Raw genomic sequence first — 26,523 nt, forward strand, 5'->3', positions numbered from 1 at the left:
CGGGCCTGTCGTGCGTCTAACAGGACGCCTGACAGGCCCGTCAGGTGCCGCAAGGGTGGGGAGGATGGGTAGTTGACGCAGTACGGTCTGCGCGGGGAAGCATCTGCGGTCGAAGAGGCCATGTCCCTCACACCTCAGGGACGGCACACGCCGGACGACCATGGCCCGAGCGGGGGGCGAGGGCCCGGCAACGGCGGACGCGGCGGCGGCAACAGACGCCGCAGAAGACGCGCGCTGCGGTGGTCGGCGACGGTTCTTTCGGTCGTGATACTCGGCACGGCCGGCGCCGGATACCTCTACTACCAGCACCTGAACGGCAACATCCGCAAGGGCGAGCGCAGCAGTGGCGACTCCAAGGCACAGAAGACCCAGCCGAACGCGGCCGGCCAGACACCGGTGAACATCCTGCTGATCGGTTCCGACAGCCGTAACTCGGCAGCGAACGTGGCGCTGGGCGGCAGCAAGGACAACCGTGGCAACCCGCCGCTGGCCGACGTCGAGATGCTCATCCACCTGTCCGCCGACCGCAAGAGCGCCGCCGTGGTGAGCATCCCGCGCGACACCCGGGTCGAGATCCCCAAGTGCACGGATTCGGCGACCGGCCACGAGTACCCGCCGACCAACGCCATCATCAACGAGTCGCTGGCCCGCGGCGGCCCCGGCTGCACGCTGGCCACCTGGCAGAACCTGACCAAGGTCTACATCGACCACTGGATGATGATCGACTTCGCGGGCGTGGTGAAGATGGCGGACGCCATCGGCGGCGTCGACGTCTGCGTGAACCAGAACGTCTGGGACCGCCCACTGCCCCAGGCGCCCGGTGGTTCCGGCCTGAAGCTGACGGCCGGCACGCACAACGTCAAGGGCGTACAGGCCCTGCAGTGGCTGCGCACCCGGCACGCCTGGGGCAGTGACCTGCTGCGGGCCAGGGCTCAGCACATGTATCTGAACTCGATGATCCGCACGCTGAAGAGCCAGAACGTCTTCACCGACACCGGCCGGCTGATGAACCTGGCCGAGGCGGCCACGAAGTCCCTGCAGGTCTCCGAGGAGATCGGCTCGGTCAGGAAGCTGTACGACCTGGCCATGCAGCTCAAGACGGTCCCGACGAACCGCATCACCATGACCACGATGCCCAACGTCACCGACCCGCAGAACGACGACCACGTGGTCCCCGACGGTGCGAACGCGGACAAGATCTGGGAGATGATCCGCGACGACGTGCCGTTCGACGACAAGGGCACGACGCCGGCGCCGAAGAAGACGACGAGCACGAGCCAGGCGGCCAAGGCTCCTTCGGCCACAGTCGCGGCCGACCGGTTGGGCGTGGTGGTGCAGAACGCCACCAGGACGTCCACACAGGCCCCGGTGCCCGGCCGGGCGCGCGACATCAGCCAGGTGCTCGTGGGGAAGGGCTTCAGCAGGGCGGTGTTCGACTCCGCCGCGGGGCTGTCCGAGAACCAGACGGTCGTGCGCTACCCGAGCGCGGACCTGGAGGGCGATGCCCGGAGCGTCGCCACGGCACTGGGCATCCCCATGAGTGCCGTGAAGAAGTCCACCGACGTGTCGGGCGTCACCGTCACCGTGGGCTCCGACTGGCGTACCGGCTCGAGCTACCCGACGCAGTCCACACCGAAGCCCGGGGACATCCCCAGCAACTCCGACGCCATCAACGGCTCGGACACCGGCCAGTGCATGGACGTGTACAAGCCCTACCGGTGGTAGGCGGGCGAAGGGACCTGTGACGTACGGCAAGAGGGGCCTGCCGCCCAGGCGGCAGGCCCCGTGCGACTGCGGAGGCGTTGCCGCACGCTCCGGGGGCAGACCGGTCAGGACTGGCTGACCACTGCCGGCCGCCGGGACGCGATGACCCTCCTCGCCAGGGACCTGGGGCTCGTCAGGAAGCCCCAGCCCCACGACATGTGCATCGTGGCGAGGGCGACGGGGATCTGCAGACGGGCCTTCAGCGGCAGGCCCCTGCCCGCCGGGATCGAGCCCAGGGCGATCGCCGCGAGATAGCCGCCCAGGATCACGAAGCCCCACGGGGTGATCGCGGCGCCTGCCACGATGCCCGCAGCGATCGCGCACACGGCGGCCGGCGGGGCGAGGTAGCGCAGGTTGATGGAGCCCTCGTGGTAGCGGGCGACGACATGGCGCCAGCGGCCGTAGTCCTTGTACTGCTTGGCGAGCGCGCGCACCGAGGGCCTCGGCCGGTACGACACCTTCAGCTCCGGTGAGAACCAGATCAGGCCGCCCGCCTCGCGGATGCGGAAGTTCAGCTCCCAGTCCTGGGCCCTGATGAACTCCTCGTTGTAACCGCCCTGCTGCTCGAGGGCCTCCCGGCGGAAGACGCCGAGGTAGACCGTCTCCGCGGGGCCGGCCTCGCCGCCGGTGTGGAAGGCGGCGTTCCCGACCCCGATCTTCGAGGTCATGGCGGCGGCGACCGCGTGCTCCCAGTCGTTCTCGCCCTCGGCGTGCATGATGCCGCCGACGTTCTGCGCGCCGGTCTCCTCCAGGAGGCGTACGGCGGTCGCGATGTAGTTCGGCGAGAGCATGCCGTGGCCGTCGACGCGGACCACGATCGGGTGCCGGGAAGCCTTGATCGCGGCGTTGAGCGCGGCGGGCGTGCGGCCGGTCGGGTTCGGGACCGTGTGCACGCGGGGGTCCTCCCGGACCAGCTCGGCCGCGATCTCGTCCGTGCGGTCCGTGGACGGGCCGAGCGCGATCACGACTTCCATCTCGCCGCCGTACTCCTGCGCGAGGATCGCTCGGACGGCTCCGCGCAGATGCCGCTCCTCGTTGAGCACGGGCATGATCACGGACACGGCAGGCAGCTGCAGGTCGGGCTTGGCGTTCATAGGAGCCTCACGTTACCGCGAACGGGGGACACCGGTGCGCGCCGCCCGGGCGCCGCCGAGGGCCGAAGATCACCGGGGCCTACGGTGCTCGCGGACCCATGCCCAGCCCCGCGGAGGTCTCCCCCGTGCCCACGCCCACCCGCTCGCCCGCGCGCCGCGAGCCGGTCCGCCGCTCCCCCGCCAGGCGGCCGCCCGTCCGGCCGCGGAAGCGCGGCTGGCCCGTACGGATGACCACAACCCTGTCGGTGGTGGTCCTGGTCGCGGCGGGCATCGGGCACGCGGTGATCACCAGCCTCGACGGCGGGATCTCCCGCATCGACCCTTTCAGGGATATGAAGAACCGTCCCGCGGCGGGGAACGGCATGAACGTCCTGCTGGTCGGCACCGACGGGCGCGACAGGATCACGGAGAGGGAGCGGCGGGCGTTCCACCTGGGCGGCGAGCCCTGCCACTGCACCGACACGATCATGATCGTGCACATCTCGGCGGACCGGGAGCGGGCGACCGTGGTCAGCCTCCCCCGCGACTCCTACGCGGAGGTGCCGGAGCACACCGACGAGGCGACGGGGCAACGGCGCGCCACCCATCCGGTCCGGCTGAACGCGGCGTACGCGGAGGGCGGGCCGAACCTGACCGTGCGGACGGTCGAGGACATGACCCATCTGAAGATCGACCACTACCTGGAGGTCGACTTCATCAGCTTCATGAAGACGGTGGACGCCCTCGGCGGGGTGCGGGTGTGTACCACTCAGCCGCTGAAGGACACCTACACCGGGCTCGATCTGGCCGCGGGCACGCATGTGCTGGACGGCGGGCAGGCGTTGCAGTACGTGCGGTCCCGGCATGTGGACGGGGCGTCCGACCTGGGGCGGATGCAGCGGCAGCAGAGGTTCCTGGCGGCGCTGATCGACCGGGCGACGTCGTCGGGTGTGCTGCTGAAGCCGATGAAGCTCCGGGACGTGGCGCAGGCGGCGCTCGGGGCGGTGCGGGCCGATCAGGGGTTCGGGGCGGACCAGTTGCTGGACCTGGGGCGGGCGATGCGCAACTTCTCGCCGCGGTCGTCGGAGTTCACGACCGTGCCGATCGGGCGGATGGAGTACGAGGTCAAGGGGCTGGGGTCGACGGTGAAGTGGGACGACGCGAAGGCGAAGGCGTTGTTCGACTCACTGCGGGAGGACCGGCCGCTCGCTCCTCGGGAGCCGCGGCCGAAGGGGCAGGCGAAACCGGAGGCTCCTGCCCGGGGACCAGCGACGGCGGAGGTGGAGGTGCCTCCGCAGCAGATCCAGGTGCGGGTGGAGAACGGCACCCTGACGGAGGGGCTCGGCAGGCGGGCGGACGACGGGCTGGCGGCCGCCGGTTTCCGGACGACGCGGCAGCCGGCGAACGCTGCGGAGCGCGGAGTGCGGCGCACGGTCGTGATCTACGACCCGCGATGGGACCGCTCGGCGAAGGTCCTGGAGGCGGCGTTGCCGGGGAGCGAGCTGCGGGCGGTGCCGGGGCAGGGGACGACACTCCGGGTGATCGTGGGGGCGGACTTCAAGGAGGTGCGGCCCGTGAGGGTGCGGACGCCGGAACCGCAGGCTTCGCCGACGCCGCAGCAGGCGGTGGTGACCGGGGATCAGGTGGTGTGCCCGGCGTAGGGGACGCCGGGCGTCGAAACGGAACTACCGTGCGTCAGTCCTCGAAACCCTCCGCCGCCCTCTTCTCCCTCAGTTCCTTGATCGCTCTGCGGCGGGCCAGGCGGTGGGTACGGCGGATCTGGGCCTCCTGGTAGCGGCGCCTGTCCCGGTCCGTCTCCGGGATCACCGGCGGGACCGAGCGGGGCTTGCCGTCCGCGTCGACAGCGGCGAAGACCAGGTAGGCAGAGCCGACCTGGGTGGGCGGGGTGGACTCGTTCCAGCGTTCGGCCAGGACCCGTACGCCGACCTCCATCGACGTCCGGCCCGTCCAGTTGACCTGCGCCTTCACATGGACCAGGTCGCCGACCCGGACGGGCTCCAGGAACACCATCTCGTCCATCGACGCCGTCACCGCGGGTCCGCCGCTGTGCCGGCCGGCCACCGCGCCCGCCGCGTCGTCGACGAGTTTCATGATCACGCCGCCGTGCACCGTGCCCAGCAGGTTGGTGTCGTTGTGGGTCATGATGTGGCTGAGCGTGGTCCGGGACGCGGAGGTGGGCTTCCCGGGGAGTGCAGCCTCTGTTTCGCCCAGAATTTCTGATTCCGTGGCGGGGGCCTGGTCTGTCATGGCCTCCACCTTATGCCGCGCCACGATCCGGAGACTTTGTGTCGGCTTCGCAACAGCCCTGACCCTGTTTTTCCTCGGCTCTTGTACGGCCCACAGCCCGACCCTGCACACTGGGGCGCATGAACGATTGGCCCGAGGGATGGTCCGACGACAGCCGCGGCAACCGCTACGGACGCGGCAGCTCCAGCGCTCAGCCCGAGGGCGCGCGCGTGATGCGGCAGGTCCGGCGCACGCCCGGCGCACCGGGCGGCCCCCAGGCCGCCCCGCCGTACGGCGGGGTGCCGCAGCAGCCGACGTACGACGACCAGGGGTACGGCGGCTACGACAACGGCTATGACAGCGGTTACAACACCGGCCAGGTCTACGGCAGCCCGGCCGACAGACCCCACGGACCGGGCGGCGGCGGGCCCGGCGGGGCGCGCACCGCGCCCAACTGGCGCCGCCGGGTCAAGTGGACCGCGATCACGCTGGTCACCGCCTTCGCGGTGACCTCGGTCGCCACCTACTTCTGGGCCGACTCCAAGCTCCACCGCGACGTCGACCTCTCCAAGGTCATCGACCGGCCCGCGGCGGGCAAGGGCACCAACTACCTGATCGTCGGCTCCGACAGCCGCGCCGGCATGTCGGACGCGGACAAGCAGAAGCTGCACACCGGGTCCGCCGAGGGCAAGCGCACGGACACCATGATGATCCTGCACGTCGGTGACAACGGCGACACGCTGATCTCGCTGCCGCGCGACTCGGACGTGGAGATACCCACGTACAAGGGGTCCGCGTCCGGCAAGGTCTACCAGGGCACCGGCCGCCACACGAAGCTGAACGCGGCGTACGCGGAGGACGGCCCGGAGCTGCTGGTCCGCACGATCGAGTACAACACCGGGCTGCGCATCGACCACTACGCGGAGATCGGCTTCGACGGCTTCGCGAACATCGTGGACGCGGTCGGCGGTGTCACGATCACGATCGACAAGGGCTTCAAGGACAAGTACTCGGGCGCCGACTTCCAGGCGGGCACGCAGAAGCTGAACGGCCAGCAGGCCCTCGCCTTCGTCCGCACCCGGCACGCCTTCGCGCAGAGCGACCTGCAACGCACCAAGAACCAGCAGAAGTTCCTGGCGGCGCTCGCCCACCAGGTCGCGACCCCGTCGACGGTCCTCAACCCGTTCAAGCTCTACCCGACGATGGGCTCCGGCCTGGACGCGCTGACCGTGGACAAGGACATGTCCCTGTGGAACCTGGCCTCCATGTTCTGGGCGATGAAGGGCGTCAACGGCGGCGCCGGCAAGTCCATGAACATGCCGATCTCCGGCTCGACCGGCGGCAACCTGCTGTGGGACAAGGCCAAGGTCAAGACGCTGGTCGACGAGCTGAAGAACGACCAGACGGTGACGGTCTCCGGCAACTAGCCCGTCACGCGGCGATCAGGCCGTCACGGCGGCGTGCAGCACCGCGTGGGGAAGGGGCCGGCGCCCTTCCCCACCGCCCCGGCCGCGCGGGCCGGGGCGTGTAAGGACCCGTCCGGCTGGCACCGCGGGCACCATACCGTCCCGCGTCCCGCGACCCGCGAACGACGCAAGGTATCGCCACAGCGCGGGCAGGCGGGGTACGGGTCGTCGCGGTGGCCGGTGAGCCAGGAGTCGCGCGGGGGGACGCAGCCCGCGGCGACCGCGGAGCGCAGGGTGCGGCGCATGTGTGTGTACAGGCGCCGGAGTTCGGCCCGGGTGAGATCGCCCGCCCGGCGGGTGGGACGAAGCCCGGCGCGCCACAGGATCTCGTCGGCGAGCAGATTGCCCAGTCCGGCCAGGACGGACTGGTCCATGAGGACGCTCTTGACACGGCCGCGGCGGGAGGAGAGCGCGGCCTCGAACTCCTTGCCGTCCACCGCCATCGCGTCGGGGCCCTGGCGGCCCAGCAGCCGGTCGACGTCGCAGTCGTCGTCGGCCAGCCAGAGTCCCTGAAGCTTGCGCTGGTCGCGGTAGCGGAGCTGGCGGTCGCCGCCCACGGTGAACAGGACGCGGTCGTGGGCCTGAACCGCATCGTCGGGGTGACCGCAGACCAGCCGGCCCGTCATGCCGAAGTGCAGCAGGAGCGTGGGACCGTCGCCGGTGCGGGCGAGCAGCCACTTCCCGTGCCGCTGCGGCTCGGTGAACCGCCGGCCTTCCAGCGCGTCCCGCAGCCGCCGCACGCTCACCCCGCGCAGGACGCCTGCGTCGCGCACGTCGACGCGTTGAACGACTCTGCCCTTCGCGCAGGACTCGAGCACCTTCCGGAATCCCTCGACGTCTGGCAGCTCAGGCATGAGGAACGCCCTTCACCCGGCCGATGCCCGGCGCGCCCTGGGGCGTCCGCATATGAGATGCGTCGCCCCCTTCCCTGACATCTCCTTCATTCCCCGTCGGCGCCGTCCGGTCCCCACCGGCCACCCGGAAGCCTCTCGGCCGGCCACCCATACGAACGGCCCCCGGGCGAAGCCGGGGGCCGAGATGTTTCCGCAGACGAAGGCGGTTCCCGCTAGGGAAGGTTCCTGGCCATCACGATCCGCTGGACCTGGTTCGTGCCCTCATAAATCTGGGTGATCTTCGCGTCGCGCATCATGCGCTCGACCGGGTAGTCCCGGGTGTAGCCGTAGCCGCCGAGCAGCTGGACGGCGTCCGTGGTGACCTCCATGGCCACGTCCGAGGCGAAGCACTTGGCGGCGGCGCCCTGGAAGGTGAGGTCGGCGTCGCCGCGCTCGGACTTGGCGGCGGCCGCGTAGGTCAGCTGGCGGGCGGCCTCGATCTTCATCGCCATGTCGGCGAGCATGAACTGGATGCCCTGGAAGTCGGCGATCGGCTTGCCGAACTGCTTGCGCTCCTTGACGTAGTTCTTGGCGTAGTCGAAGGCGCCCTGCGCGACACCGAGGGCCTGGGCGGCGATGGTGATGCGCGTGTGGTCGAGGGTCTTCATCGCCGTGGCGAAGCCGGTGCCCTCCTCGCCGATCATGCGGTCGGCGGGGATGCGGACGTTGTCGAAGTAGACCTCGCGGGTGGGCGAGCCCTTGATGCCGAGCTTCTTCTCCGGGGCGCCGAAGGACACGCCCGGGTCCGACTTCTCGACGACGAAGGCGGATATGCCCTTGGAGCGCTTCTCGGGGTCGGTCACCGCCATGACCGTGTAGTACTCGGAGACGCCCGCGTTGGTGATCCAGCGCTTGACGCCGTTGAGCACCCAGTGGTCGCCGTCGCGCACGGCCCGCGTCTTCATGCCGGCCGCGTCCGAGCCCGCCTCCGGCTCGGAGAGGCAGTACGAGAACATCGCGTCGCCCTTGGCCAGCGGCGCGAGGTACTTCTTCTTCAGCTCCCCGGAGCCGGAGAGGATCACCGGCAGCGAGCCGAGCTTGTTCACGGCCGGGATGAGGGAGGAGGACACGCAGACGCGGGCCACCTCCTCGATCACGATGACGGTGGCGAGCGCGTCCGCGCCCGCGCCGCCGTACTCCTCCGGTACGTGCACCGCGTGCAGGTCGTTCGCGACCAGGGCCTCGAGCGCCTCCTGCGGGAAGCGGGCCTCCTCGTCCACCGCCGCGGCGTACGGCGCGATCTTCGCCTCGGCCAGCGAGCGGATGGCGTCACGGAGCATGTCGTGCTCCTCGGACGGGCGGTACAGGTCGAAGTCAGCCGATCCGGCCAAGGTCTCTCACGCTCCAGATGACGCAGTGACGGTGACGCTAATTACCGTTAAGTAACTGGAATTTTAGGGGCCCGCCCACGGGACGGGTACGTGAGCTTGGCGACAGCTGGGAAATTGCCCCGCGAGGAGCCCGGCTATGCTCGGGCACCGATTCACCGCCCTACCCGTTCTGGAGCACCCATGAGCCTCAAGATCACCGTGATCGGCACCGGCTATCTCGGCGCGACGCACGCCGCGGCCATCGCCGAGCTGGGGTTCGAGGTGCTGGGGCTGGACGTCGCGCCCGAGAAGATCGAGAGGCTGGAGCGGGGCGAGGCCCCGATGTACGAGCCCGGTCTGGAGGAGTTGCTGCGCAAGCACGTCGCGGGGATCGAGGGCTCCAGCGGGCGGCTGCGCTTCACGATGGACTGGGCCGAGCTGGCCGAGTTCGGTGACGTGCACTTCCTGTGTGTCAACACCCCTCAGAAGCACGGCGATTACGCCTGCGACATGTCGTACGTCGACGCCGCGATCGCCTCCCTCGCGCCGCACCTGAAGGGCCCCGCGCTCGTCGTCGGCAAGTCGACCGTGCCCGTCGGCTCCGCGGACCGCCTCGCCACGTACCTCGCCGAGCACGCGCCCGCCGGCGGGGACGCCGAACTGGCCTGGAACCCGGAGTTCCTGCGCGAGGGCTTCGCCGTCGAGGACACGCTGCACCCGGACCGGATCGTGGTCGGCGTGCGCAGCGAGCGCGCCGAGAAGCTGCTGCGCGAGGTGTACGCGACGCCGGTCGCCGAGGGCACGCCGTTCGTGGTGACCGACTTCCCGACCGCCGAGCTGGTGAAGACCGCCGCGAACTCCTTCCTCGCCACCAAGATCTCCTTCATCAACGCGATGGCGGAGGTGTGCGAGGCCGCGGGCGGCGACGTGGCCAAGCTGGCGGAGGCCATCGGCTACGACGACCGGATCGGCAAGAAGTTCCTGCGGGCGGGGATCGGCTTCGGCGGCGGCTGTCTGCCGAAGGACATCCGGGCCTTCATGGCGCGCGCCGGCGAGCTGGGCGCCGACCAGGCGCTGACCTTCCTGCGCGAGATCGACTCCATCAACATGCGCCGGCGTGGCCAGATGGTGGAGATGGCGCGGGAGGCGCTGGGCGGCGGTTCGTTCCTCGGCAAGCGGGTCGCGGTGCTCGGCGCCACCTTCAAGCCGGACTCCGACGACGTCCGTGACTCGCCCGCGCTGAACGTCGCCGGGCAGATCCACCTCCAGGGCGGCCAGGTCACGGTCTACGACCCCAAGGGCATGGACAACGCCCGACGGCTCTTCCCGACGCTCGGCTACGCCGACTCGGCGCGGGAGGCGGTCCGGGGCGCCGATGTCGTCCTGCACCTCACCGAGTGGCGTGAGTTCCGTGAGCTGGACCCGGCGGAGCTGGGCGAGGCGGTGGCGTCCCGCATCGTCCTCGACGGCCGCAACGCGCTCGACCCGGAGGTCTGGCGCCGGGCCGGGTGGACGTACCGGGCGATGGGCCGCCCCACCGCATAGGCGTACGGGTGACGCCGGTCCGGCCGAGGCTCAGTCGGCCGGACCGGCGTCCTGTTGCATTCTGCACCACCGGGTCACCGTCCGACCGGTGAACTCCCTGTGGATCACGCCTCCTTCGCCCGGTACCGCCGCATTTTCGCGCGCGCCCCGCAGACCGACATCGAACACCAGCGACCGCGTCCGGCCGGACTGCGGTCGTAGTACGCCCAGTGGCAGGTCACGGCCTCACAGGCCTTCAGACGGCCCCAGGTGCCCGCTGTCAGCGCCTCGGCGACGGCGACCGCCACGCGCGCGTGCAGGGAGTCCTCGTCGGCGGGGATCAGTCGGGCGGAGCCGTCCCGCTCGTCGACGGCCACATACAGCGGGGCCTGCGCCAGCAGCCGGGTCAGCGGGGTCACCTCGCGGTGCGCCGGATGGCCCGCATGGGCGAGCAGTGCGGCCCGCAACGACTCGCGCAGTTCGCGGGCGCGCGGCAGCTCGTCCTCGGTGAGATCGAAACGGGCCCGGACCTCCACGGTGTCCAGCGAGTCGGTGCCCGACTCGATGTCCAGCGTGTTCACCAGGGCCTGGACGAGTTCCAGGCCTCCGGGCGCGGGCGATCTCTCACTCATGCCCGCGACGTTACCTCCAGCACGCGCTGATGCGGTAACCGTGGCCGGGCGGCGTGTACCTCTTGCGCTGTCACCTCATGAACGGGAGCATGAGCATGCGGTAACTGTTACTGGTTGCTCGCTTCTATCGGTAACGATGCTCTTTCGCACTCTGTCGGTAACGACGCTCTGTCGGTATCGACGCTCTGTCGGTAATGCGATCTCGAGGAGGAAGTCATGGCTCTCGCCAAGCTGGGCCCCGTCGTCCTGGACTGCCCGGACCCGGGCGCGCTCGCCGCCTTCTACGCCGAGGTGCTCGGCGGCAGCGTCGAGGGCGAGGGGGACTGGGTGGACCTGCGGGTGCCCGGCGGGCAGGCGCTGGCCTTCCAGGCGGCGCCCGGATTCGTACCGCCGAAGTGGCCCGCGCCCGACCACTCGCAGCAGTTCCACCTGGACCTGGTGGTGGAGGACCTGGACGCGGCGGAGAAGGGGGTGCTGGAGCTGGGTGCGAAGCCGCTCGACGCGGAGGACCGCTCGCGCAGCTTCCGCGTTTACGCGGACCCGGCCGGGCACCCGTTCTGTCTCTGCGCCTGCTGACGCCGAAGGAGGCCCCTCATGCCCGCTGTGGCACGTTTCCGCAACGTGGTGATCGACTGTCCGGGCCCGCGCACGCTCGCCGAGTTCTACGCGCGCGTGGGCGGCGGCACACCCAAGGCCGAGGACGAGGAGTGGGTCGTGTTGCGGATCCCCGACGGGCCGCGGATCGGCTTCCAGCGGGTGGAGGGGTACACCCCGCCGGAATGGCCGCGCGCGGACCGCAACCCGCAGCAGTTCCACCTCGACTTCGACGCGGGTTCCACCTGGGAGGAGGTGGACGCGGCGCACGAGAAGGTGCTGGCGCTGGGCGCGCGGCCGCTGGACGTGGAGGACCGGGAGAAGAAGGACTTCATGGTGTACGCCGACCCGGCGGGACACCCCTTCTGCCTGTGCCGGATCGAGCACACCTGAACCGGCCGGGCCCTGTCCGGCCCCGCTGTCGACGGCGGGGCCGGACAGGCGACGGCTCGGGCCCGGTGGGACGTACAGGACCGTCCCGCCCCGCCCGGTCCGTCAGCCGTCGAGGTCCTCGATGGTCGCGTGGGACGGCGCGCGCGTGGTCTGCAGGTCGCGCGCCACGTCCTCGGCCGCGCCCAGCACCCGTACCGCGTTCTGCCAGGTCAGCCTGGCCAGGTCGGGCCTCGACCAGCCGCGGTCCAGCAGCTCGGCGATCAGGTTCGGGTAGCCGGAGACGTCGCCCAGGCCGTCCGGGGTGAAGGCGGTGCCGTCGTAGTCGCCGCCGATGCCGACGTGGTCGATGCCCGCCACCTCGCGCATGTGGTCGAGGTGGTCGGCGACCGTCGCGACCGTGGCGACCGGGCGCGGGGTGCGCTCCTCGAAGGCGCGGTGGACCTTCATCGCCTCGGGGGTGGTGTCGAGGGGGTGCAGGCCGTGCGCGCGCATGTTGTCGTCCGCCGCGGCCGTCCAGTCGACGGCCGCCTGGAGGACGAACTTCGGCACGAACGTCACCATCGCCACGCCGCCGTTGGCGGGCAGGCGTTCGAGGACGTCGTCGGGGATGTTGCGCGGGTGGTCGCACACCGCGCGGGCGGAGGAGTGGGAGAAGATCACCGGCGCTTCGGTGGTGTCCAGCGCGTCGCGCATCGTGGTCGCCGCCACGTGCGAGAGGTCGACGAGCATGCCGAGGCGGTTCATCTCCCGGACCACCTCACGGCCGAAGTCCGAGAGGCCGCCCACGCCCGGTTCGTCCGTCGCGGAGTCCGCCCACGCCACGTTGTCGTTGTGGGTGAGAGTCATGTAGCGCACGCCGAGCCCGTACAGGCCGCGCAGCGTGCCGAGCGAGTTCGCGATGGAGTGGCCGCCCTCGGCGCCCATGAGGGAGGCGATCCGGCCGTCCTTGCGCGCCGTCTCCATGTCGGCGGCGGTCAGGGCGGGGGCCAGGTCCGCCGGGTAGCGGGCCAGCAGCTGCCGTACGCAGTCGATCTGTTCCAGTGTCGCGGGCACCGGGTCGGGCAGGTCGCAGGGCACGTACACCGACCAGTACTGGGCGCCGACCCCGCCCTCGCGCAGACGGGGCAGGTCGGTGTGCAGGCGGGCGCTCTGGTGCCGGGCGATGTCCAGGGCGTCCAGGTCGTAACGGGCCTGTTTGCGCAGCGCCCAGGGCAGGTCGTTGTGCCCGTCGACGACCGGGAACTCCCGCAGCAGTTCCCGGGCTGCCTCAAGGGACGGCGACGTCATCGCGTCACTTCCCCGAGTTGAAGCCGAAGCCCGCCGCCGCTCCCTCGACCTTGGAGCGCAGGCGCTTGCCCTTCTCGGTGGCCTGGTCGTTGAGGTCCTGCTGGAACTCCCGCATCCGCTGCAGGAGTTCCTCGTCGTGCGCGGCGAGGATACGGGCCGCGAGCAGCCCGGCGTTGCGGGCCCCGGCGACGGACACGGTGGCCACGGGGACACCGGCCGGCATCTGCACGATCGACAGCAGCGAGTCCATGCCGTCGAGGTACTTCAGCGGGACCGGGACGCCGACGACGGGCAGCGGGGTGACGGAGGCGAGCATGCCGGGCAGGTGGGCGGCGCCGCCGGCGCCCGCGATGATCACCTTCAGACCACGGTCCGCCGCCTGCTCGCCGTACGTGATCATCTCGCGCGGCATACGGTGCGCGGAGACGACGTCGACCTCGTACGCGATCTCGAACTCGTCGAGGGCCTTGGCGGCGGCCTCCATGACGGGCCAGTCGGAGTCCGACCCCATGACGATGCCAACAACAGGGCTCATTCGGTGATCGTGCCTCTCAGGTAGCCGGCTGCGTGACGGGCGCGTTCCAGCACGTCGTCGAGGTCGTCGCCGTAGGTGTTGACGTGGCCCACCTTGCGGCCGGGCTTCACGTCCTTGCCATACATGTGGATCTTGAGCTGCGGGTCGCGCGCCATACAGTGCAGGTACGCCGAGTACATGTCGGGGTAGTCGCCGCCGAGGACGTTGACCATGACCGTCCACTTGGCGCGCGGGCGCGGGTCGCCGAGCGGGAGGTCGAGGACGGCCCGCACGTGGTTGGCGAACTGCGAGGTGATCGCGCCGTCCATCGACCAGTGGCCCGAATTGTGCGGGCGCATCGCCAGCTCGTTGACGAGGATGCGGCCGTCGCGGGTCTGGAAGAGCTCCACGGCGAGATGGCCGACGACGCCGAGTTCCTTGGCGATGGTGAGCGCGAGCTGCTCGGCCTGAAGGGCCAGGCCCTCGTCCAGGTCGGGGGCCGGCGCTATCACGGTGTCGCAGACGCCGCTCACCTGCTGGGACTCCACGACCGGGTAGGCGACTGCCTGCCCGTGAGGCGACCGAACCACGTTGGCGGCCAGCTCCCGGACGAAGTCGACCTTCTCCTCGGCGAGGACCGGGACGCCGGCGCGGAACGGGTCGGCGGCCTCCTCGACGGAGTCCACCACCCACACGCCCTTGCCGTCGTAGCCGCCGCGGACGGTCTTCAGGACGACGGGGAAGCCATCGCCCTCGGCGGCGAACGCGGCGACGTCCTCCGGGTCGCTGACGATCCGGTGCCGCGGGCACGGCACACCGATCGCGTCGAGTTTGGCGCGCATCACGCCCTTGTCCTGGGCGTGCACGAGCGCGTCCGGGCCGGGACGCACGGCGATGCCGTCCGCCTCCAGGGCCCGCAGGTGCTCGGTGGGCACGTGCTCGTGATCGAAGGTGATCACGTCACAGCCCTGCGCGAAGGCACGCAGCGTCTCCAGATCGCGGTAGTCGCCGACGACGACGTCGCCGACGACCTGTGCCGCGGAGTCCTGGGGTGTGTCACTGAGGAGCTTGAACCTGATGCCCAGCGGGATGCCTGCCTCGTGGGTCATACGAGCGAGCTGGCCACCGCCGACCATGCCTACTACCGGGAACGTCACGCACCTAGGGTATCGGCCTGGCCAGGGAGGCCGGTTTCCGTGCCCGCGGAGGCCGTTTGGAGGGCCGTTTCCGAAGGCCTTCTTGAGGGCCGTTTCCGAAGGCCTTCCGAAGGGGTACCCGAAGGAAAACCATGAGGAGTTTCCGGAACGGGGCCCGGACCGCTTTCTTTCCGTCCTCATGTATGGTCCCCGGACATCGTTCACCGGCGCTCGTTAGCATGGCCCGGTTGACGGAGCCGTTCGGTGCTTGCGGCCGAGGGGCCCGGTACGACCGATCGACACGAACGAGACGACGAATGCAACCGAGTACGACCGACCCGACGGGGGCTGGCGACACGATGGGCAGTGGTTCCACAAGTCTGCAGGACAGGCCCCGGGCCGCAGTGCGCCGGAAGTTCGACCGGCTGCTGCGCGAGATCGCCAAGTTCGGCGCGGTCGGCGGGGCGGGACTGCTGGTCAACCTCCTGGTGTTCAACCTCGTGCGGAATGTCACGGGGCTCCAGGTGGTCCGGGCGAGCATCATCGCCACGGTCGTCGCGATCGCCTTCAACTACATCGGCTTCCGCTACTTCACCTACCGGGACCGGGACAAGAGCGGGCGCACCCGCGAGATGACCCTGTTCCTGGTGTTCAGCGCGGCCGGGCTGGTGATCGAGAACGGTGTGCTGTTCCTGGCGACGTACGGGTTCGGCTGGGACAGCCCGCTGCAGAGCAACGTGTTCAAGTTCCTCGGCATCGGCCTCGGGACGCTGTTCCGTTTCTGGTCCTACCGCACCTGGGTGTTCAAGGCCATGCCGGCGGCGTCGGCGGTGGCGGGCGCCGAGTCGATACTCCAGGAGGCGGAGGAGCAGCGCCGCCACGACGAGCACGTGAACCGCTGCTGACCGGAAGCATCGCCCTGCCGGCGCCTTAGCAGCCAGCACATCGCCCGGCGTGGTGAGGCGAAGGACATCGCCCGGTGTGCTGCGGCGAAGAAGATCGCCCGGCCTGGTGCGGCGAGGTAAGTCCTGACCGACCGCCGCCTCACCGGGTCCCCCGCTCCCCGGTTCACCTCACTGTGGGTTCCGGTTCCTCCGGTTCGGCGGGCACCTTCAGCGGGGTCCGGGACAGGAACAGGCCGAAGACCGGGGGTTCGGCCTGGAGCATCTCCAGACGGCCGCCGTCGGCCTCCGCGAGGTCACGTGCCACCGCGAGACCGATGCCCGTGGAGTTACGGCCGCTGATGGTGCGCTCGAAGATGCGGGAGCCCAGCTCCGGCGGCACCCCCGGCCCCTCGTCCGTGACCTCCACGACCGCCTGGTTGCCGGTGACCCGGGTGCGCAGGGCGACCGTGCCGCCCCCGTGCATGAGCGAGTTCTCGATCAGCGCCGCCAGCACCTGGGCGACCGCCCCGGGCGTCCCCACGGCCCGCAGATGCCGTTTGCCGGAGCTGACGATCGCACGTCCCGCGCTGCGGTAGGCGGGCCGCCACTCGGCGAGCTGCTGCTGGATGACCTCGTCCAGGTCGAAGGAGACGGCGGAGCCGGTGCGCGGATCACGGGCGTTCGTCAGCAGCCGCTCCACGACGTCCGTGAGCCGCTCGACCTGTGTCAGCGCGATCGTCGCCTCCTCCTTCACCGTGTCCGGGTCGTCCGTGAGCGTGATCTCCTCCAGCCGCATGGACAGCGCCGTCAGGGGCGTGCGCAGCTGGTGCGAGGCGTCGGCCGCCAGGCGCCGCTCGGCGGTCAGCATGCGGGCGATCCGCTCGGCGGAGGCGTCCAGGACATCGGCGACCCGGTCCAGCTCCGGGACGCCGTACCGCTTGTGGCGCGGCCGCGGGTCGCCGGAGCCGAGGCGCTCGGCGGTCTCGGCGAGGTCGGTCAGCGGGGAAGCCAGACGGTTGGCCTGGCGCACCGCGAGAAGCACCGCCGCGATGATCGCGAGCAGCGCCACCAGGGCGATGATCAGCAGCGTACGGCCGACTTCACGCGTGACGGCGGAGCGGGGCTCCTCGACGCGGACCGTCTCCCCCTCCTCGCCCTTGGTCGTGGAGTGGATGACGTCACCGGCGGGCTGGTTGCCGACCCGGATGGTGGGCCGGCCGGGGATGTCGATCACCGCGTACCTGTCGCCGGTGACCTGGTCCTTGAAGACCGCGGCGCTGACCTTCTCGCCGCCGAGGATCCGGCTGTCCACGATGCTGGCAAGGCGCAGCGCCTCGGAGTCGACGCGCTCCTGGGCGCTGTTGCTGATCGTCCGGGTCTCGACGATCACGAGGGAGACGCCGAAGACCGCGATCACCACGAGGACGACGGCGAGGGTGGACTGGATGAGACGACGACGCACGGAGGCCTCCGGCGGGGAACAGGTACGACGACCAGTGTGCCTTGGGCTCCGCCCGACCGACGGAGGCACCCGGCATCCCCGGCAGCCGTACCTGGGGGCTGCGCCCCCAGACCCTCATCGGTCTGAACGGCCTCGTCCTCAATCTCCCCCAAGCTCTTCGAGCAGGGGGGACCCCCGGACAGGCTGGTTGTGCTCACCCCCGGCTGCGAGGACTCAGCCCTGTGACGAAACCGTCAGTTCTTCTCGAACCGGAAGCCCACGCCCCGTACCGTCGCGATGTACCGCGGGTTCGCCGCGTCGTCGCCCAGCTTCTTGCGGAGCCAGGAGATGTGCATGTCCAGGGTCTTGGTGGACGACCACCACGTCGTGTCCCAGACCTCGCGCATCAGCTGGTCGCGCGTGACGACCCGGCCCGCGTCCCGCACCAGGACCCGGAGCAGGTCGAACTCCTTCGCGGTGAGCTGCAGCTCCTCGTCGCCCATCCAGGCCCGGTGCGACTCCACGTCGATGCGCACGCCGTGCGTGGCGGGCGGCTGCGCGGGCTCGGTGGCGCCGCGCCGCAGCAGGGCGCGGACCCGGGCGAGCAGTTCGGCGAGCCGGAACGGCTTGGTGACGTAGTCGTCGGCGCCCGCGTCGAGGCCGACGACGGTGTCCACCTCGTCGGCCCGTGCGGTCAGGATCAGGATCGGGACGGTGTGGCCCTCGGCGCGCAGCCGGCGGGCCACCTCCAGACCGTCCATGCCGGGCAGCCCGAGGTCCAGCACGACCAGGTCGACGCCGCCCTGCACTCCGGCGTCGAGCGCGGTGGGTCCGTCCTCGCGCACCTCGACCTCGTAACCCTCCCGGCGCAGGGCACGGGCCAGCGGCTCCGAGATGGACGCGTCGTCCTCGGCGAGCAGTACACGGGTCATGGAGTGATGGTAGTCCGCCCAGGACGAGAGCAAAGGTGTGAGCGCGGGTGTGATGGCGGATGCGAATTCTTACCTGGACCTGGGACGACGCCGCGGCGCCGCCGTCCGTGACGCTGTGTGGTCACGCCTGCACCTCTTGGGGGCCATTTGGGTGTAGACCTTGGAATGTGTGACCATAGTTCCGTAACTACCTGTGATCCGTGTCTCAAGTCCTTCCATATCCGGCTGTGCCGTGCCGTATGGTGAAGAGAACGCCTGTAGCACCAGCAGGGACCTTTGGCGGTAGCTCGACGCTGAAGGTCTCTTTTGTGTGCGGGCTGGCCCCTTCCCAGCCTTGAAGGAATGACCTGTGGCCGGGCCTTGAGCGCTCAACGCGCGTAGAGGCGTGGATCCCGGTGGTCGTCGTCCATCGCTCCGTGATCCGGGGCGGTCACCCCGTGGGCGTGGGGCGGACGTCCGATCCCACCGGTGCCGGCCGTCCCCCCACGGGCGCGTGACGCTCGTGCAGCGCGTCCCGACCAGCAAGGAACGACCATGGCGTCCAGCCTGACGAAGGACTCGGTCCGCCCGGGCACCCCCGGATCCGAGAAGACCTTCTTCGGCCACCCCCGCGGACTGGCCACACTCTTCATGACGGAGATGTGGGAGCGGTTCTCCTACTACGGCATGAAGGCCCTCCTCCCGCTGTACCTGGTGGCACCGGGCGGACTGCACATGAGCGCGGCCACCGCGACCGCGATCTACTCGGTGTACCTGTCGCTCGTGTACCTGCTCGCCCTGCCGGGCGGCTGGTTCGCCGACCGGGTCCTCGGTCCGCGCAAGACGGTCGCCGTGGCGGGCTTCGTCATCATGCTGGGCCACCTCACGCTGGCCCTGCCCACCGCCGGTACCTTCTTCGCCGGTCTCGGCCTCGTCGCGATCGGCTCGGGCCTGCTGAAGGCGAACATCTCCACGATGGTCGGCCACCTCTACGAGGGCCCGGACGACCCGCGCCGCGACGGTGGCTTCACCCTCTTCTACATCGGCATCAACCTCGGCGCCTTCGCCGCGCCGCTGGTCATCGGCACCGTCGGCCAGAACGTCAACTGGCACCTGGGCTTCGCGCTCGCCGCCCTCGGTATGGCGCTCGGCCTCGGCCAGTTCCTGCTCGGCGGCCGTCACCTCAGCTCCCGCTCGCAGGTCGTCCCGACCCCGCTGACGGCCGAGCAGAAGAAGGCCACCCTGACCAAGGCGGCCCTGTGGGCGGGCGTCGCGGTCGTCTTCTACGCGATCGCCGGTTTCTCCGGCGTCTACACGCTGAACTGGCTGCTGGTCCCGATCACCCTCGCCGGCCTGATCATCCCGGTCCTGGTCATCGCCCGCATCAAGCGGGACAAGGAGCTGGACCGCACCGAGCAGTCGAAGATGACGGCGTACATCTGGTTCTTCGTCGCCGCGGCCGTCTTCTGGATGATCTACGACCAGGGCGGCTCGACGGTGTCGCTGTTCGCCGACTCCTCGGCGAAGAACACGATCTTCGGCTGGAACTTCCCGGTCTCCTGGTACCAGTCGGTCAACCCGGTCATGATCATGGCGCTGGCCCCGGTCTTCGCCTGGGCGTGGCTGGCGCTGGCCCGGCGCGGCAAGGAGCCGAGCACCGCGGTGAAGTTCGCGATGGGCCTGGTCCTGATCGGCGCGTCCTTCTTCCTCTTCCTCGCCCCGCTGGGGATCGCCGACGGCGGTCACAAGGCGGCGGCGATGTGGCTGGTGGCGATCTACTTCGTGCAGACGATCGGTGAGCTGACGCTGTCGCCGGTGGGCCTGTCGGTCACCACGAAGATGGCACCGGCGAAGTACGCCTCCCAGATGATGGGCGTCTGGTTCCTGGCCGTCACCGCCGGTGACGCCACGACCGGCCTGCTGTCCATCGCGGGCGTCGACCTGAACAAGACGGGCATCGTGGCCCTGGAGGCCGCGCTCGCCGTGGTCGCCGGTCTGGCGGTGTGGATGTACCGCAGCAAGGTAAAGGAGCTCATGGGCGACGTGCACTGACGTCGCTTCCGGGCTCTCGGAGGGCTGCCGCACCCCACGTGGATGCGGCGGCCCTCCGCCGTTCTGCGGGGTCAGCGAACCCGGCGGGGCAGGAACGTGAAGACCGCGCCGCCCAGCAGGATCGCCGTGCCGGCCACCAGGCCGAGGACCTTGAGGGTGCCGTGGTCGTCCGTGCCCGTCCGGGCCAGGCCGCCGCCTGTCGTACCCCCGGCCGTCGTGCCGCCGCCCGCGGTACCGCCGCCCGTCGTACCGCCCGGCGAGCCCTCGGACGTGCCTCCGGACGTCCCGCCCGGCTGCGGCGTGGTGTCCAGCGTCAGCGACACCTGCGTCTTCGTCGGTGTGCACGTCATGGTCGTGCCGAGGGCCTTGATGGTCAGCACGCCCGGCGACAGCGTCGACTCCCCGCCCGCGCCCGGTTTGTACGTTCCCGTCAGGTCCGGGATCTCGATCGGATCACCCGACTCGATGTCCTGCGCGTTCGCCGGGCCCTCGACATGAACCGTGCCCTTGTCCGCGCCGCCCACCACGACGTCCATCGACGGTTTCACCGAGCCTTTGGGGATGTCCGCCGGGCTGTTCATCACCGACTTCTCGAACCGCACGGTGAGATCGAAGTTCCCGCCGTCCTTCTTCGCGTTGATCTGCACCGGCGACGTGGCGCTCTTGTCGCCGATCGGCGTCCTGCACTGGTAGTTGACGTCGACGACATCGGCCCGGGCCACGGGAGCGGCCATCAGGACCGCCGAGCCGGCCAGGACAGCGGCGGACGCGAGCGCCGCGCTTCGTTTGTGGTACGACACCGTCCCCTCGTTCCTGACGGGACATCAGGTCGACCGTCAAGGTACGCCCGGGGCCGTGGGGAGGGAAAGACACAGTGCGCGCGGGATCCGTGGCGATCGCGCGCGAGAGGCGTGTCGTACGAAGAAGGGTTCGAACCGCGGGTAACCGGAGGTCAGTCACCCACGAGGGGACCGAGCCGCGTCACGCGGGCGCGCCGAGCTCCGCCCACACCGTCTTGCCGGCGACGCCGGGGGTCCTGACGACGCCCCAGTCCAGGCAGAGCCGCTGCACGATGAACATCCCGTGGCCTCCGGGGCGTCCGGCGCGGTGCGGGGTGCGCGGGGCGGGCTGGCCGGAGCCCCGGTCCGAGACCTCGATGCGCAGCACCTTGTTGTCGCACGCGATCCACAGTTCTTCGGGACCCTCGGCGTGCAGGCACGCGTTGGTGACCAGTTCGGAGACGACGAGCAGCACGTCCTCGGCCGCGGCCCGCTGGTCGGCGGTGGCGGCGGGCAGCCAGCCCCATGCGTACAGCGCCTGGCGGGTGAAGTCGCGGGCGAGCGGGACGACACCGCTCTCGTCCGCGAAGCTCATCCTGCGGACCTGCCGGCCGGAGGCGGACGCCGCCTCCCCGGGCGCACCCGACGAGGCACCCTCGCCCGACGGGCCCTGCGCGGACGTTCCGGAAGCGCCGCTGGGCTCGGGGCCGCGGTCGCCCGGCGAGTGGGGCCGGGTGGTGCTCATCAGCGCTTCACCTCACCGATTCACCAGTTCACGATTCAAGACTCAGTACGGGGGTCGACGTGATATCCGTCGATTGTTGCTCGTGCCGTGCGTTCGAGGCCCTTTTCTTGCGGCTTTCGCCCTCACTGCCGACATGGTCAGCATGTCTCCTGCCCGACCGGACCGCTGGAACACCCATGGATTCGGCCGGGGATCTGTGACGCGCGTAACGTATCGATAACGCGGAGGGATCCGGGACCCGAAGCATCGGCGGCGTCACTCGGCCAGCGCCGCGTCCAGCGTGTCGTGGACGGTGAAGACGGCGTCCGCCCCGGTGATCTCGAAGACCCGGGCCACCACCGGCTGCATCCCCACGAGATGGACCCCACCACCCGCGGACTCGGCCTTCAGCCGGGCGGAGAGCAGGACGTTCAGCCCGGTGGAGTCGCAGAACTCCAGCCTCGAGCAGTCGACGACCAGGCGTGAGAACCCTTTCTCGAGGCAGTCCTCGAGAGGTTCGCGCAGCAGATCGGCGGTGTGATGATCCAACTCACCCGCCGGGGTCACGACGGCACTCGTGCCTTCTTGTCGCACCTCGACCAGAAGCCGGCCCGACTGTGCGCTGCCGACCGTCCCGCGGTCCATGCCGTCTCTCTCCCGACCGTCGTGTTGATGCTGGACGCCCTCGAACATTACGCCCTCTGTGCGCCTCTCGACACCCGAACAACCCTACCAATTCGGACATTTCGGCACAGTACGCACTTGCGAACGGTCAACGAAAGCGGGTAGGCCTAGTACAGACACTTATTCAACACGGCCGGCTTTGGAGGGCGCCGCACACCGCAGTGCACATATGGGCATCGGCGGCCATATGCCGACAACCATGGAGGACATCATGTCACCCCGGCTCGACGCATCGCAGACCCAGAGGGCGACGTCGACAACCCCCCTGGAACGACCGGACCACGGCTACGGCCTGGCCGACCACGAAGGCCCCACCGGGCCCGACGGCCTCGCCGACCTACCGGAGATTCCCCCGTACGACGAAGTGGGACCGGTCGACGCCCGGGCCCTTTCCAAGACTCTCTTCGAGAGGCTCGAGTCGCTCGAAGAAGGCACGCACGAATATTCGTACGTGCGCAACACGCTCGTCGAACTGAACCTGGCCCTGGTGAAGTTCGCCGCCTCCCGCTTCCGCTCGCGCAGCGAGCCGATGGAGGACATCATCCAGGTGGGCACGATCGGCCTGATCAAGGCCATCGACCGGTTCGAACTCAGCAGAGGCGTCGAGTTCCCCACCTTCGCGATGCCGACGATCGTCGGTGAGATCAAGCGCTTCTTCCGCGACACGTCCTGGTCGGTCCGTGTCCCCCGCCGGCTGCAGGAACTCCGCCTCGACCTGGCCAAGGCCGGCGACGAACTGGCCCAGAAGCTCGACCGCGCACCCACCGTGGCCGAGCTGGCCGAGCGCCTCGGCATCTCCAACGAGGAGGTCGTCGAGGGCATGGCCGCGTCGAACGCGTATACGGCCAGTTCCCTCGACGCCCAGCCCGAGGAGGACGACTCCGAGGGCGCGCTCGCGGACCGCATCGGTTACGAGGACCACGGGCTCGAGGGCATCGAGTACGTCGAGTCCCTGAAGCCGCTGATCGCCGAACTTCCGCAGCGTGACCGGAAGATCCTCTCGCTGCGCTTCGTGGCCAACATGACGCAGTCGGAGATAGGCGAGGAGCTGGGCATCTCGCAGATGCACGTGTCACGGCTGCTGTCCCGCACCCTGGGACGCCTGCGGAAGGGACTCACCGTCGAGGAGTGAGCCCCGCCGCGGTGGGCAGCGAGTGAGGCCCGCCGCGATGCGCGGTGAGTGACGCGCGCCACGTGGCATCCGCCGAGTGGTACCAGCCGCCCGGTGTCCGGCCGAATCCCAGAACTCGACCGGGCACCGGGCGACTTGCGTTCGACAGCTCCCTCACAGGTCGTTCCCCGGCCGTTCATCACCTGCTCACAACGGGTTGCCTGGTTACCCGCGGGAACCCCTTTCCCCGCAGAGTGACTTCCCTCACTATGGTCACCCCATACCGGCCGGTACGTCTGGGTCCCAGGCGTGTCCGCCGGCACACGCGGGCTGCGAGGAGGCAGCGGGATGACCCGGGCGGAACGGGACGACGACGACGACGTCGAGGCCGGCGTCGGCATGCACGGTACGGTGCCCGACGCCCGCCTCACCGATCTGCTGAGGACGGACACCCCGACCGCGTATCCAGCTCTGCGCGAACTACGCGTGCGCCACCGCACCGCTGTCCTCGGCTACGCACGGCTGTGCACGGTCGACGAGACGGCGGCCCGGCAGCTGACCGCGCAGGCGTTCGCGCTCGCGGCCCGAGACACCGCCCGTGGCACCGACCCGCGCGGCCCCTGGCGCCACCAGCTCCTGCTGCTCGCGGGCCGGGTGACCCAGTCCTGGGCGACGGACGAGCGCGCCGCCCGGCTCGATCCGGGGCTGCTCGCGCATCTGCGCGCGGTCGGACCCGAGGGCGTGGCTCCGGCGATGCTGGCGGCGTTCCAGGCGCTGCCGGTCCGGGTGCAGGGGCTGGTCTGGTACGGCGTCGTCGACCAGGAGCCGCCGGAGCGCGCGGCGGTCCTGCTCGGCCTGTCCCCGCAGGACGTGGCGTACGACGTCGAACCGGCGTTCAAGGCGCTGCGCGAGTCGGTCCTGAAGACCCGGCTCGCCGGCTCGGGCAACCCCCGTTGCCAGGACTTCCGGCGGCTCATCGAGGAGTCGGTGCGCCCCGACAAGCCGCGCTACAGCGCCGATCTGCACGCCCACATGGCGTACTGCGTGCACTGTGCCACCGCGTACGAGGAGCTGTCGCACCTGCGGGACGCCCCACGTACGGCGCTGGCGGAGGGGCTGCTGCCGTGGGGCGGCGCCGCGTACGTGCGGGGCGACGGGGAGGAGCAGAGCGCGGTCGCCGGGGCCCGGCTCGCCGACTGGTGGCCGTCGCGGCGGTTCGCGCTGGCGGCGACGGCCGTGGGCGTGGCGCTGGCCCCGCTGCTGGTCTACCTGACGACCTCGGGCGGTTCGCAGCCGGCGCGGGCCGCGAGCGAGATCCGCAGGCCGACGCCGCCGCCCGCGGTGACGGTGACGGCGACGGTCTCGGTGACGCCGTCGTCCTCGCCCTCCCCGTCCCCCTCCCCCACTCCGGCGACGACGTCACCGACCCCGACACCGGCGCCCTCGCGCACGGCGACCACGCACCCGGCGTCCCCGAAGCCGAAGCCTCCCGCCCCGCACCCGCCGAACGGCACGTACGCCCAGGTGGTGAACCTCGCCTCGGGTCTGTGCCTGGACATCCGCGACGGGGTGATGGACCTGGGCACGGACGTCATCACCGCCCCGTGCACGTCGTCCCCGACGCAGCGCTGGCGCGTCGACACCTCGCGCGGCGTCCTGCAGTCGGAGGCCGACCCCGCGTTCTGCCTGGACAGCCGCGGCTCCACCCACCGGGGCGTCGGCATCTGGGAGTGCTCCTCGGTCGACGGCTCCAACGGCCGGAACCTGCGCTTCTCGGTGGACTCCCGCGGAGTGATCCGCCCGGCGATCGCCCCGGACCACGCGGTGACGCCGTACGGCGGCGACACGGTCTTCCTGATGTGGGACCAGGGCGGCGACGAACAGCGCTGGAAGGCGGGCGCGTCCTGACGGGTATGACGGCTAGGCGGCCCTCCGGCCCCGGCCCCACACCTCGTCGACCAGGGGCACGCCCGGTCGGTAGGCCAGGTGGACGTGGCTCGGGGCGTCGAGGAACGCCAGGTCCGCGTAGGCGCCCGGGGAGAGGCGGCCGACGTCCGTGCGGCGCAGGGCACGGGCGCCGCCCGCAGTGGCCGACCACAGCGCCTCGTCCGGGGTCATGCGCATGTCCCGCACGGCGAGCGCGATGCAGAACGGCACGGAGGACGTGTAGGACGAACCGGGGTTGCAGTCGGTGGACAGGGCGACCGTGACACCCGCGTCGAGGAGGCGGCGGGCGTCGGGCCACTCGGCGCGGGTGGAGAACTCGGCGCCCGGCAGCAGGGTGGCGACCGTGTCGCTGTTCGCGAGGGCGTCGACGTCGGCGTCCGTCAGGTGCGTGCAGTGGTCGGCGCTGGCCGCGCCGAGTTCGACGGCGAGTTGCACGCCCGGGCCGTACGACAGCTGGTTGGCGTGGACCCGCGGGTGCAGGCCTTTCTCCCGGCCCGCGGTGAGGATCGCGCGGGCCTGGTCTCCGTCGAAGGCGCCCTTCTCGCAGAAGACGTCGATCCAGCGGGCGTGCGGCGCGCAGGCGTCGAGCATCTCGCCGGTGACCAGGGCCACGTAGGCGGCCGGGTCGTCGGCGTAGTCGGGGGAGACGATGTGGGCGCCGAGGTAGGTGACCTCGTCGGTGTGCGCGGAGGCGATCCGCAGGGCGCGTTCCTCGTCGTGGACCGTGAGGCCGTAGCCGGACTTGGTCTCCAGGGTGGTGGTGCCCTGGCGGAGGGCCTCGGTGAGGTGGCGGACGAGGTTGGTCTCCAGTTCCGCGTCCGTCGCGGCCCGGGTCGCCGCCACCGTGGTGCGGATGCCGCCCGCCGTGTAACCGCGGCCCGACATGCGGGCGTTGAACTCCTCGGTGCGGTCGCCCGCGAAGACCAGGTGCGAGTGGGAGTCCACGAAGCCCGGGATCACCGCGCGGCCGTCGGCGTCGACCCGATTGTCAGTGGCGGGTGCTTTGCTTGACTCACCGATCCAGGAGACGCGGTCGCCGTCGACGACGAGGGCCGCGTCCCGGATCAGTCCAAGGGGGGAGCCGTCACCGAAGGAGGGGTCGTTGGTGACCAGGCTGGCGATGTTGGTGATGACGGTGCTGCTCATGAGTTCCTCGT

Annotated in this window: 24 protein-coding genes; 10 read left to right on the plus strand and 14 right to left on the minus strand. The window is 70.5% G+C overall.

Annotation, left to right across the window (positions count from 1 at the left end; translation table 11 throughout):
- Positions 1-120: 120 nt before the first annotated feature.
- A complete protein-coding gene (locus tag AB0N14_RS27015; RefSeq protein ID WP_366028372.1) occupies positions 121-1,725 on the plus strand; it encodes an LCP family protein in 1,605 nt (534 codons plus the stop codon).
- A 104-nt stretch (positions 1,726-1,829) separates the two neighbouring features.
- Here AB0N14_RS27015 and AB0N14_RS27020 read toward each other — a convergent pair whose 3' ends face one another.
- Complete coding sequence (locus AB0N14_RS27020) at positions 1,830-2,858, minus strand: glycosyltransferase family 2 protein (RefSeq protein ID WP_366028292.1); 1,029 nt, start codon at positions 2,856-2,858, stop codon at positions 1,830-1,832.
- Between the two features lie 98 nt (positions 2,859-2,956).
- Between AB0N14_RS27020 and AB0N14_RS27025 the strand changes: the two genes are divergently transcribed.
- Positions 2,957-4,498, plus strand: coding sequence for an LCP family protein (locus AB0N14_RS27025; RefSeq protein WP_366028293.1), 1,542 nt, complete (start codon positions 2,957-2,959; stop codon positions 4,496-4,498).
- 34 nt (positions 4,499-4,532) lie between these two features.
- Here the strand turns inward: AB0N14_RS27025 and AB0N14_RS27030 are convergent, their stop codons facing one another.
- Complete coding sequence (locus AB0N14_RS27030; RefSeq protein ID WP_366028294.1) at positions 4,533-5,105, minus strand: acyl-CoA thioesterase; 573 nt, start codon at positions 5,103-5,105, stop codon at positions 4,533-4,535.
- Between the two features lie 119 nt (positions 5,106-5,224).
- Here AB0N14_RS27030 and AB0N14_RS27035 point away from each other — a divergent pair, with 119 nt between their 5' ends.
- Entirely contained in the window at positions 5,225-6,511 is a 1,287-nt protein-coding gene (locus AB0N14_RS27035) for an LCP family protein (protein ID WP_366028295.1), read from the plus strand.
- A gap of 23 nt (positions 6,512-6,534) precedes the next feature.
- Here AB0N14_RS27035 and AB0N14_RS27040 read toward each other — a convergent pair whose 3' ends face one another.
- Positions 6,535-7,404: a DNA-formamidopyrimidine glycosylase family protein gene (locus AB0N14_RS27040; protein ID WP_366028296.1), complete on the minus strand. Its 870-nt coding sequence runs from the start codon at positions 7,402-7,404 to the stop codon at positions 6,535-6,537.
- Between the two features lie 212 nt (positions 7,405-7,616).
- Complete coding sequence (locus AB0N14_RS27045) at positions 7,617-8,774, minus strand: acyl-CoA dehydrogenase (protein WP_366028297.1); 1,158 nt, start codon at positions 8,772-8,774, stop codon at positions 7,617-7,619.
- Positions 8,775-8,954: 180 nt separating this feature from the next.
- On the opposite strand from AB0N14_RS27045, the gene AB0N14_RS27050 reads away from it, so the two are divergent.
- Complete coding sequence (locus AB0N14_RS27050; RefSeq protein WP_366028298.1) at positions 8,955-10,298, plus strand: UDP-glucose/GDP-mannose dehydrogenase family protein; 1,344 nt, start codon at positions 8,955-8,957, stop codon at positions 10,296-10,298.
- A gap of 104 nt (positions 10,299-10,402) precedes the next feature.
- Here the strand turns inward: AB0N14_RS27050 and AB0N14_RS27055 are convergent, their stop codons facing one another.
- A complete protein-coding gene (locus AB0N14_RS27055) occupies positions 10,403-10,909 on the minus strand; it encodes a CGNR zinc finger domain-containing protein (protein ID WP_366028299.1) in 507 nt (168 codons plus the stop codon).
- Positions 10,910-11,125: 216 nt separating this feature from the next.
- Here AB0N14_RS27055 and AB0N14_RS27060 point away from each other — a divergent pair, with 216 nt between their 5' ends.
- The gene (locus AB0N14_RS27060; RefSeq protein ID WP_366028300.1) at positions 11,126-11,485 is read left to right on the plus strand and encodes a VOC family protein; all 360 of its coding nucleotides are present in this window, start codon (positions 11,126-11,128) and stop codon (positions 11,483-11,485) included.
- 18 nt (positions 11,486-11,503) lie between these two features.
- A complete protein-coding gene (locus AB0N14_RS27065) occupies positions 11,504-11,896 on the plus strand; it encodes a VOC family protein (protein ID WP_366028301.1) in 393 nt (130 codons plus the stop codon).
- 102 nt (positions 11,897-11,998) lie between these two features.
- On the opposite strand, the gene AB0N14_RS27070 is transcribed toward AB0N14_RS27065, so the two are convergent.
- Genes AB0N14_RS27070 through AB0N14_RS27080 form a run of 3 tightly spaced genes read right to left on the minus strand, consistent with a single transcriptional unit; the run spans position 11,999 to position 14,854 of the window.
- The gene (locus tag AB0N14_RS27070; protein WP_366028302.1) at positions 11,999-13,183 is read right to left on the minus strand and encodes a dipeptidase; all 1,185 of its coding nucleotides are present in this window, start codon (positions 13,181-13,183) and stop codon (positions 11,999-12,001) included.
- A 4-nt stretch (positions 13,184-13,187) separates the two neighbouring features.
- Positions 13,188-13,718, minus strand: coding sequence for a 5-(carboxyamino)imidazole ribonucleotide mutase (purE, locus tag AB0N14_RS27075; protein ID WP_366028303.1), 531 nt, complete (start codon positions 13,716-13,718; stop codon positions 13,188-13,190).
- Positions 13,715-14,854 (minus strand): 5-(carboxyamino)imidazole ribonucleotide synthase, encoded by a 1,140-nt coding sequence (locus AB0N14_RS27080; RefSeq protein ID WP_366028304.1) that lies wholly within the window; start codon positions 14,852-14,854, stop codon positions 13,715-13,717. Before AB0N14_RS27080 ends, purE begins: the two co-directional genes overlap by 4 nt.
- 338 nt (positions 14,855-15,192) lie before the next feature.
- Between AB0N14_RS27080 and AB0N14_RS27085 the strand changes: the two genes are divergently transcribed.
- Positions 15,193-15,738 (plus strand): GtrA family protein, encoded by a 546-nt coding sequence (locus AB0N14_RS27085; RefSeq protein ID WP_366028373.1) that lies wholly within the window; start codon positions 15,193-15,195, stop codon positions 15,736-15,738.
- Between the two features lie 163 nt (positions 15,739-15,901).
- Here AB0N14_RS27085 and AB0N14_RS27090 read toward each other — a convergent pair whose 3' ends face one another.
- Positions 15,902-17,179 (minus strand): ATP-binding protein, encoded by a 1,278-nt coding sequence (locus tag AB0N14_RS27090; RefSeq protein WP_366028305.1) that lies wholly within the window; start codon positions 17,177-17,179, stop codon positions 15,902-15,904.
- A gap of 233 nt (positions 17,180-17,412) precedes the next feature.
- Complete coding sequence (locus AB0N14_RS27095) at positions 17,413-18,090, minus strand: response regulator transcription factor (protein ID WP_366028306.1); 678 nt, start codon at positions 18,088-18,090, stop codon at positions 17,413-17,415.
- Positions 18,091-18,624: 534 nt separating this feature from the next.
- Between AB0N14_RS27095 and AB0N14_RS27100 the strand changes: the two genes are divergently transcribed.
- The gene (locus AB0N14_RS27100) at positions 18,625-20,121 is read left to right on the plus strand and encodes an oligopeptide:H+ symporter (protein WP_366028307.1); all 1,497 of its coding nucleotides are present in this window, start codon (positions 18,625-18,627) and stop codon (positions 20,119-20,121) included.
- A 71-nt stretch (positions 20,122-20,192) separates the two neighbouring features.
- Here AB0N14_RS27100 and AB0N14_RS27105 read toward each other — a convergent pair whose 3' ends face one another.
- The 3 genes from AB0N14_RS27105 to AB0N14_RS27115 all read right to left on the minus strand — a co-directional run bounded on the left by AB0N14_RS27105 (position 20,193) and on the right by AB0N14_RS27115 (position 22,269).
- The gene (locus tag AB0N14_RS27105) at positions 20,193-20,921 is read right to left on the minus strand and encodes a hypothetical protein (RefSeq protein WP_366028308.1); all 729 of its coding nucleotides are present in this window, start codon (positions 20,919-20,921) and stop codon (positions 20,193-20,195) included.
- A gap of 181 nt (positions 20,922-21,102) precedes the next feature.
- Positions 21,103-21,645, minus strand: coding sequence for an ATP-binding protein (locus AB0N14_RS27110; RefSeq protein ID WP_366028309.1), 543 nt, complete (start codon positions 21,643-21,645; stop codon positions 21,103-21,105).
- 255 nt (positions 21,646-21,900) lie between these two features.
- Positions 21,901-22,269 carry an STAS domain-containing protein gene (locus AB0N14_RS27115; RefSeq protein WP_103837661.1) on the minus strand — a complete coding sequence of 123 codons (369 nt, stop codon included), beginning with the start codon at positions 22,267-22,269 and terminating at the stop codon, positions 21,901-21,903.
- Between the two features lie 238 nt (positions 22,270-22,507).
- On the opposite strand from AB0N14_RS27115, the gene AB0N14_RS27120 reads away from it, so the two are divergent.
- The gene (locus tag AB0N14_RS27120; RefSeq protein ID WP_263230297.1) at positions 22,508-23,440 is read left to right on the plus strand and encodes an RNA polymerase sigma factor SigF; all 933 of its coding nucleotides are present in this window, start codon (positions 22,508-22,510) and stop codon (positions 23,438-23,440) included.
- 327 nt (positions 23,441-23,767) lie between these two features.
- Positions 23,768-25,327, plus strand: a complete 1,560-nt coding sequence (locus tag AB0N14_RS27125; protein ID WP_366028310.1) for an RICIN domain-containing protein — start codon at positions 23,768-23,770, stop codon at positions 25,325-25,327.
- A 12-nt stretch (positions 25,328-25,339) separates the two neighbouring features.
- Here the strand turns inward: AB0N14_RS27125 and hutI are convergent, their stop codons facing one another.
- Complete coding sequence (hutI, locus tag AB0N14_RS27130) at positions 25,340-26,512, minus strand: imidazolonepropionase (RefSeq protein WP_366028311.1); 1,173 nt, start codon at positions 26,510-26,512, stop codon at positions 25,340-25,342.
- Positions 26,513-26,523: the final 11 nt, after the last annotated feature.

The organism is Streptomyces sp. NPDC051104 (assembly GCF_040682835.1).
GTDB classification, from domain to species: domain Bacteria; phylum Actinomycetota; class Actinomycetes; order Streptomycetales; family Streptomycetaceae; genus Streptomyces; species Streptomyces cynarae.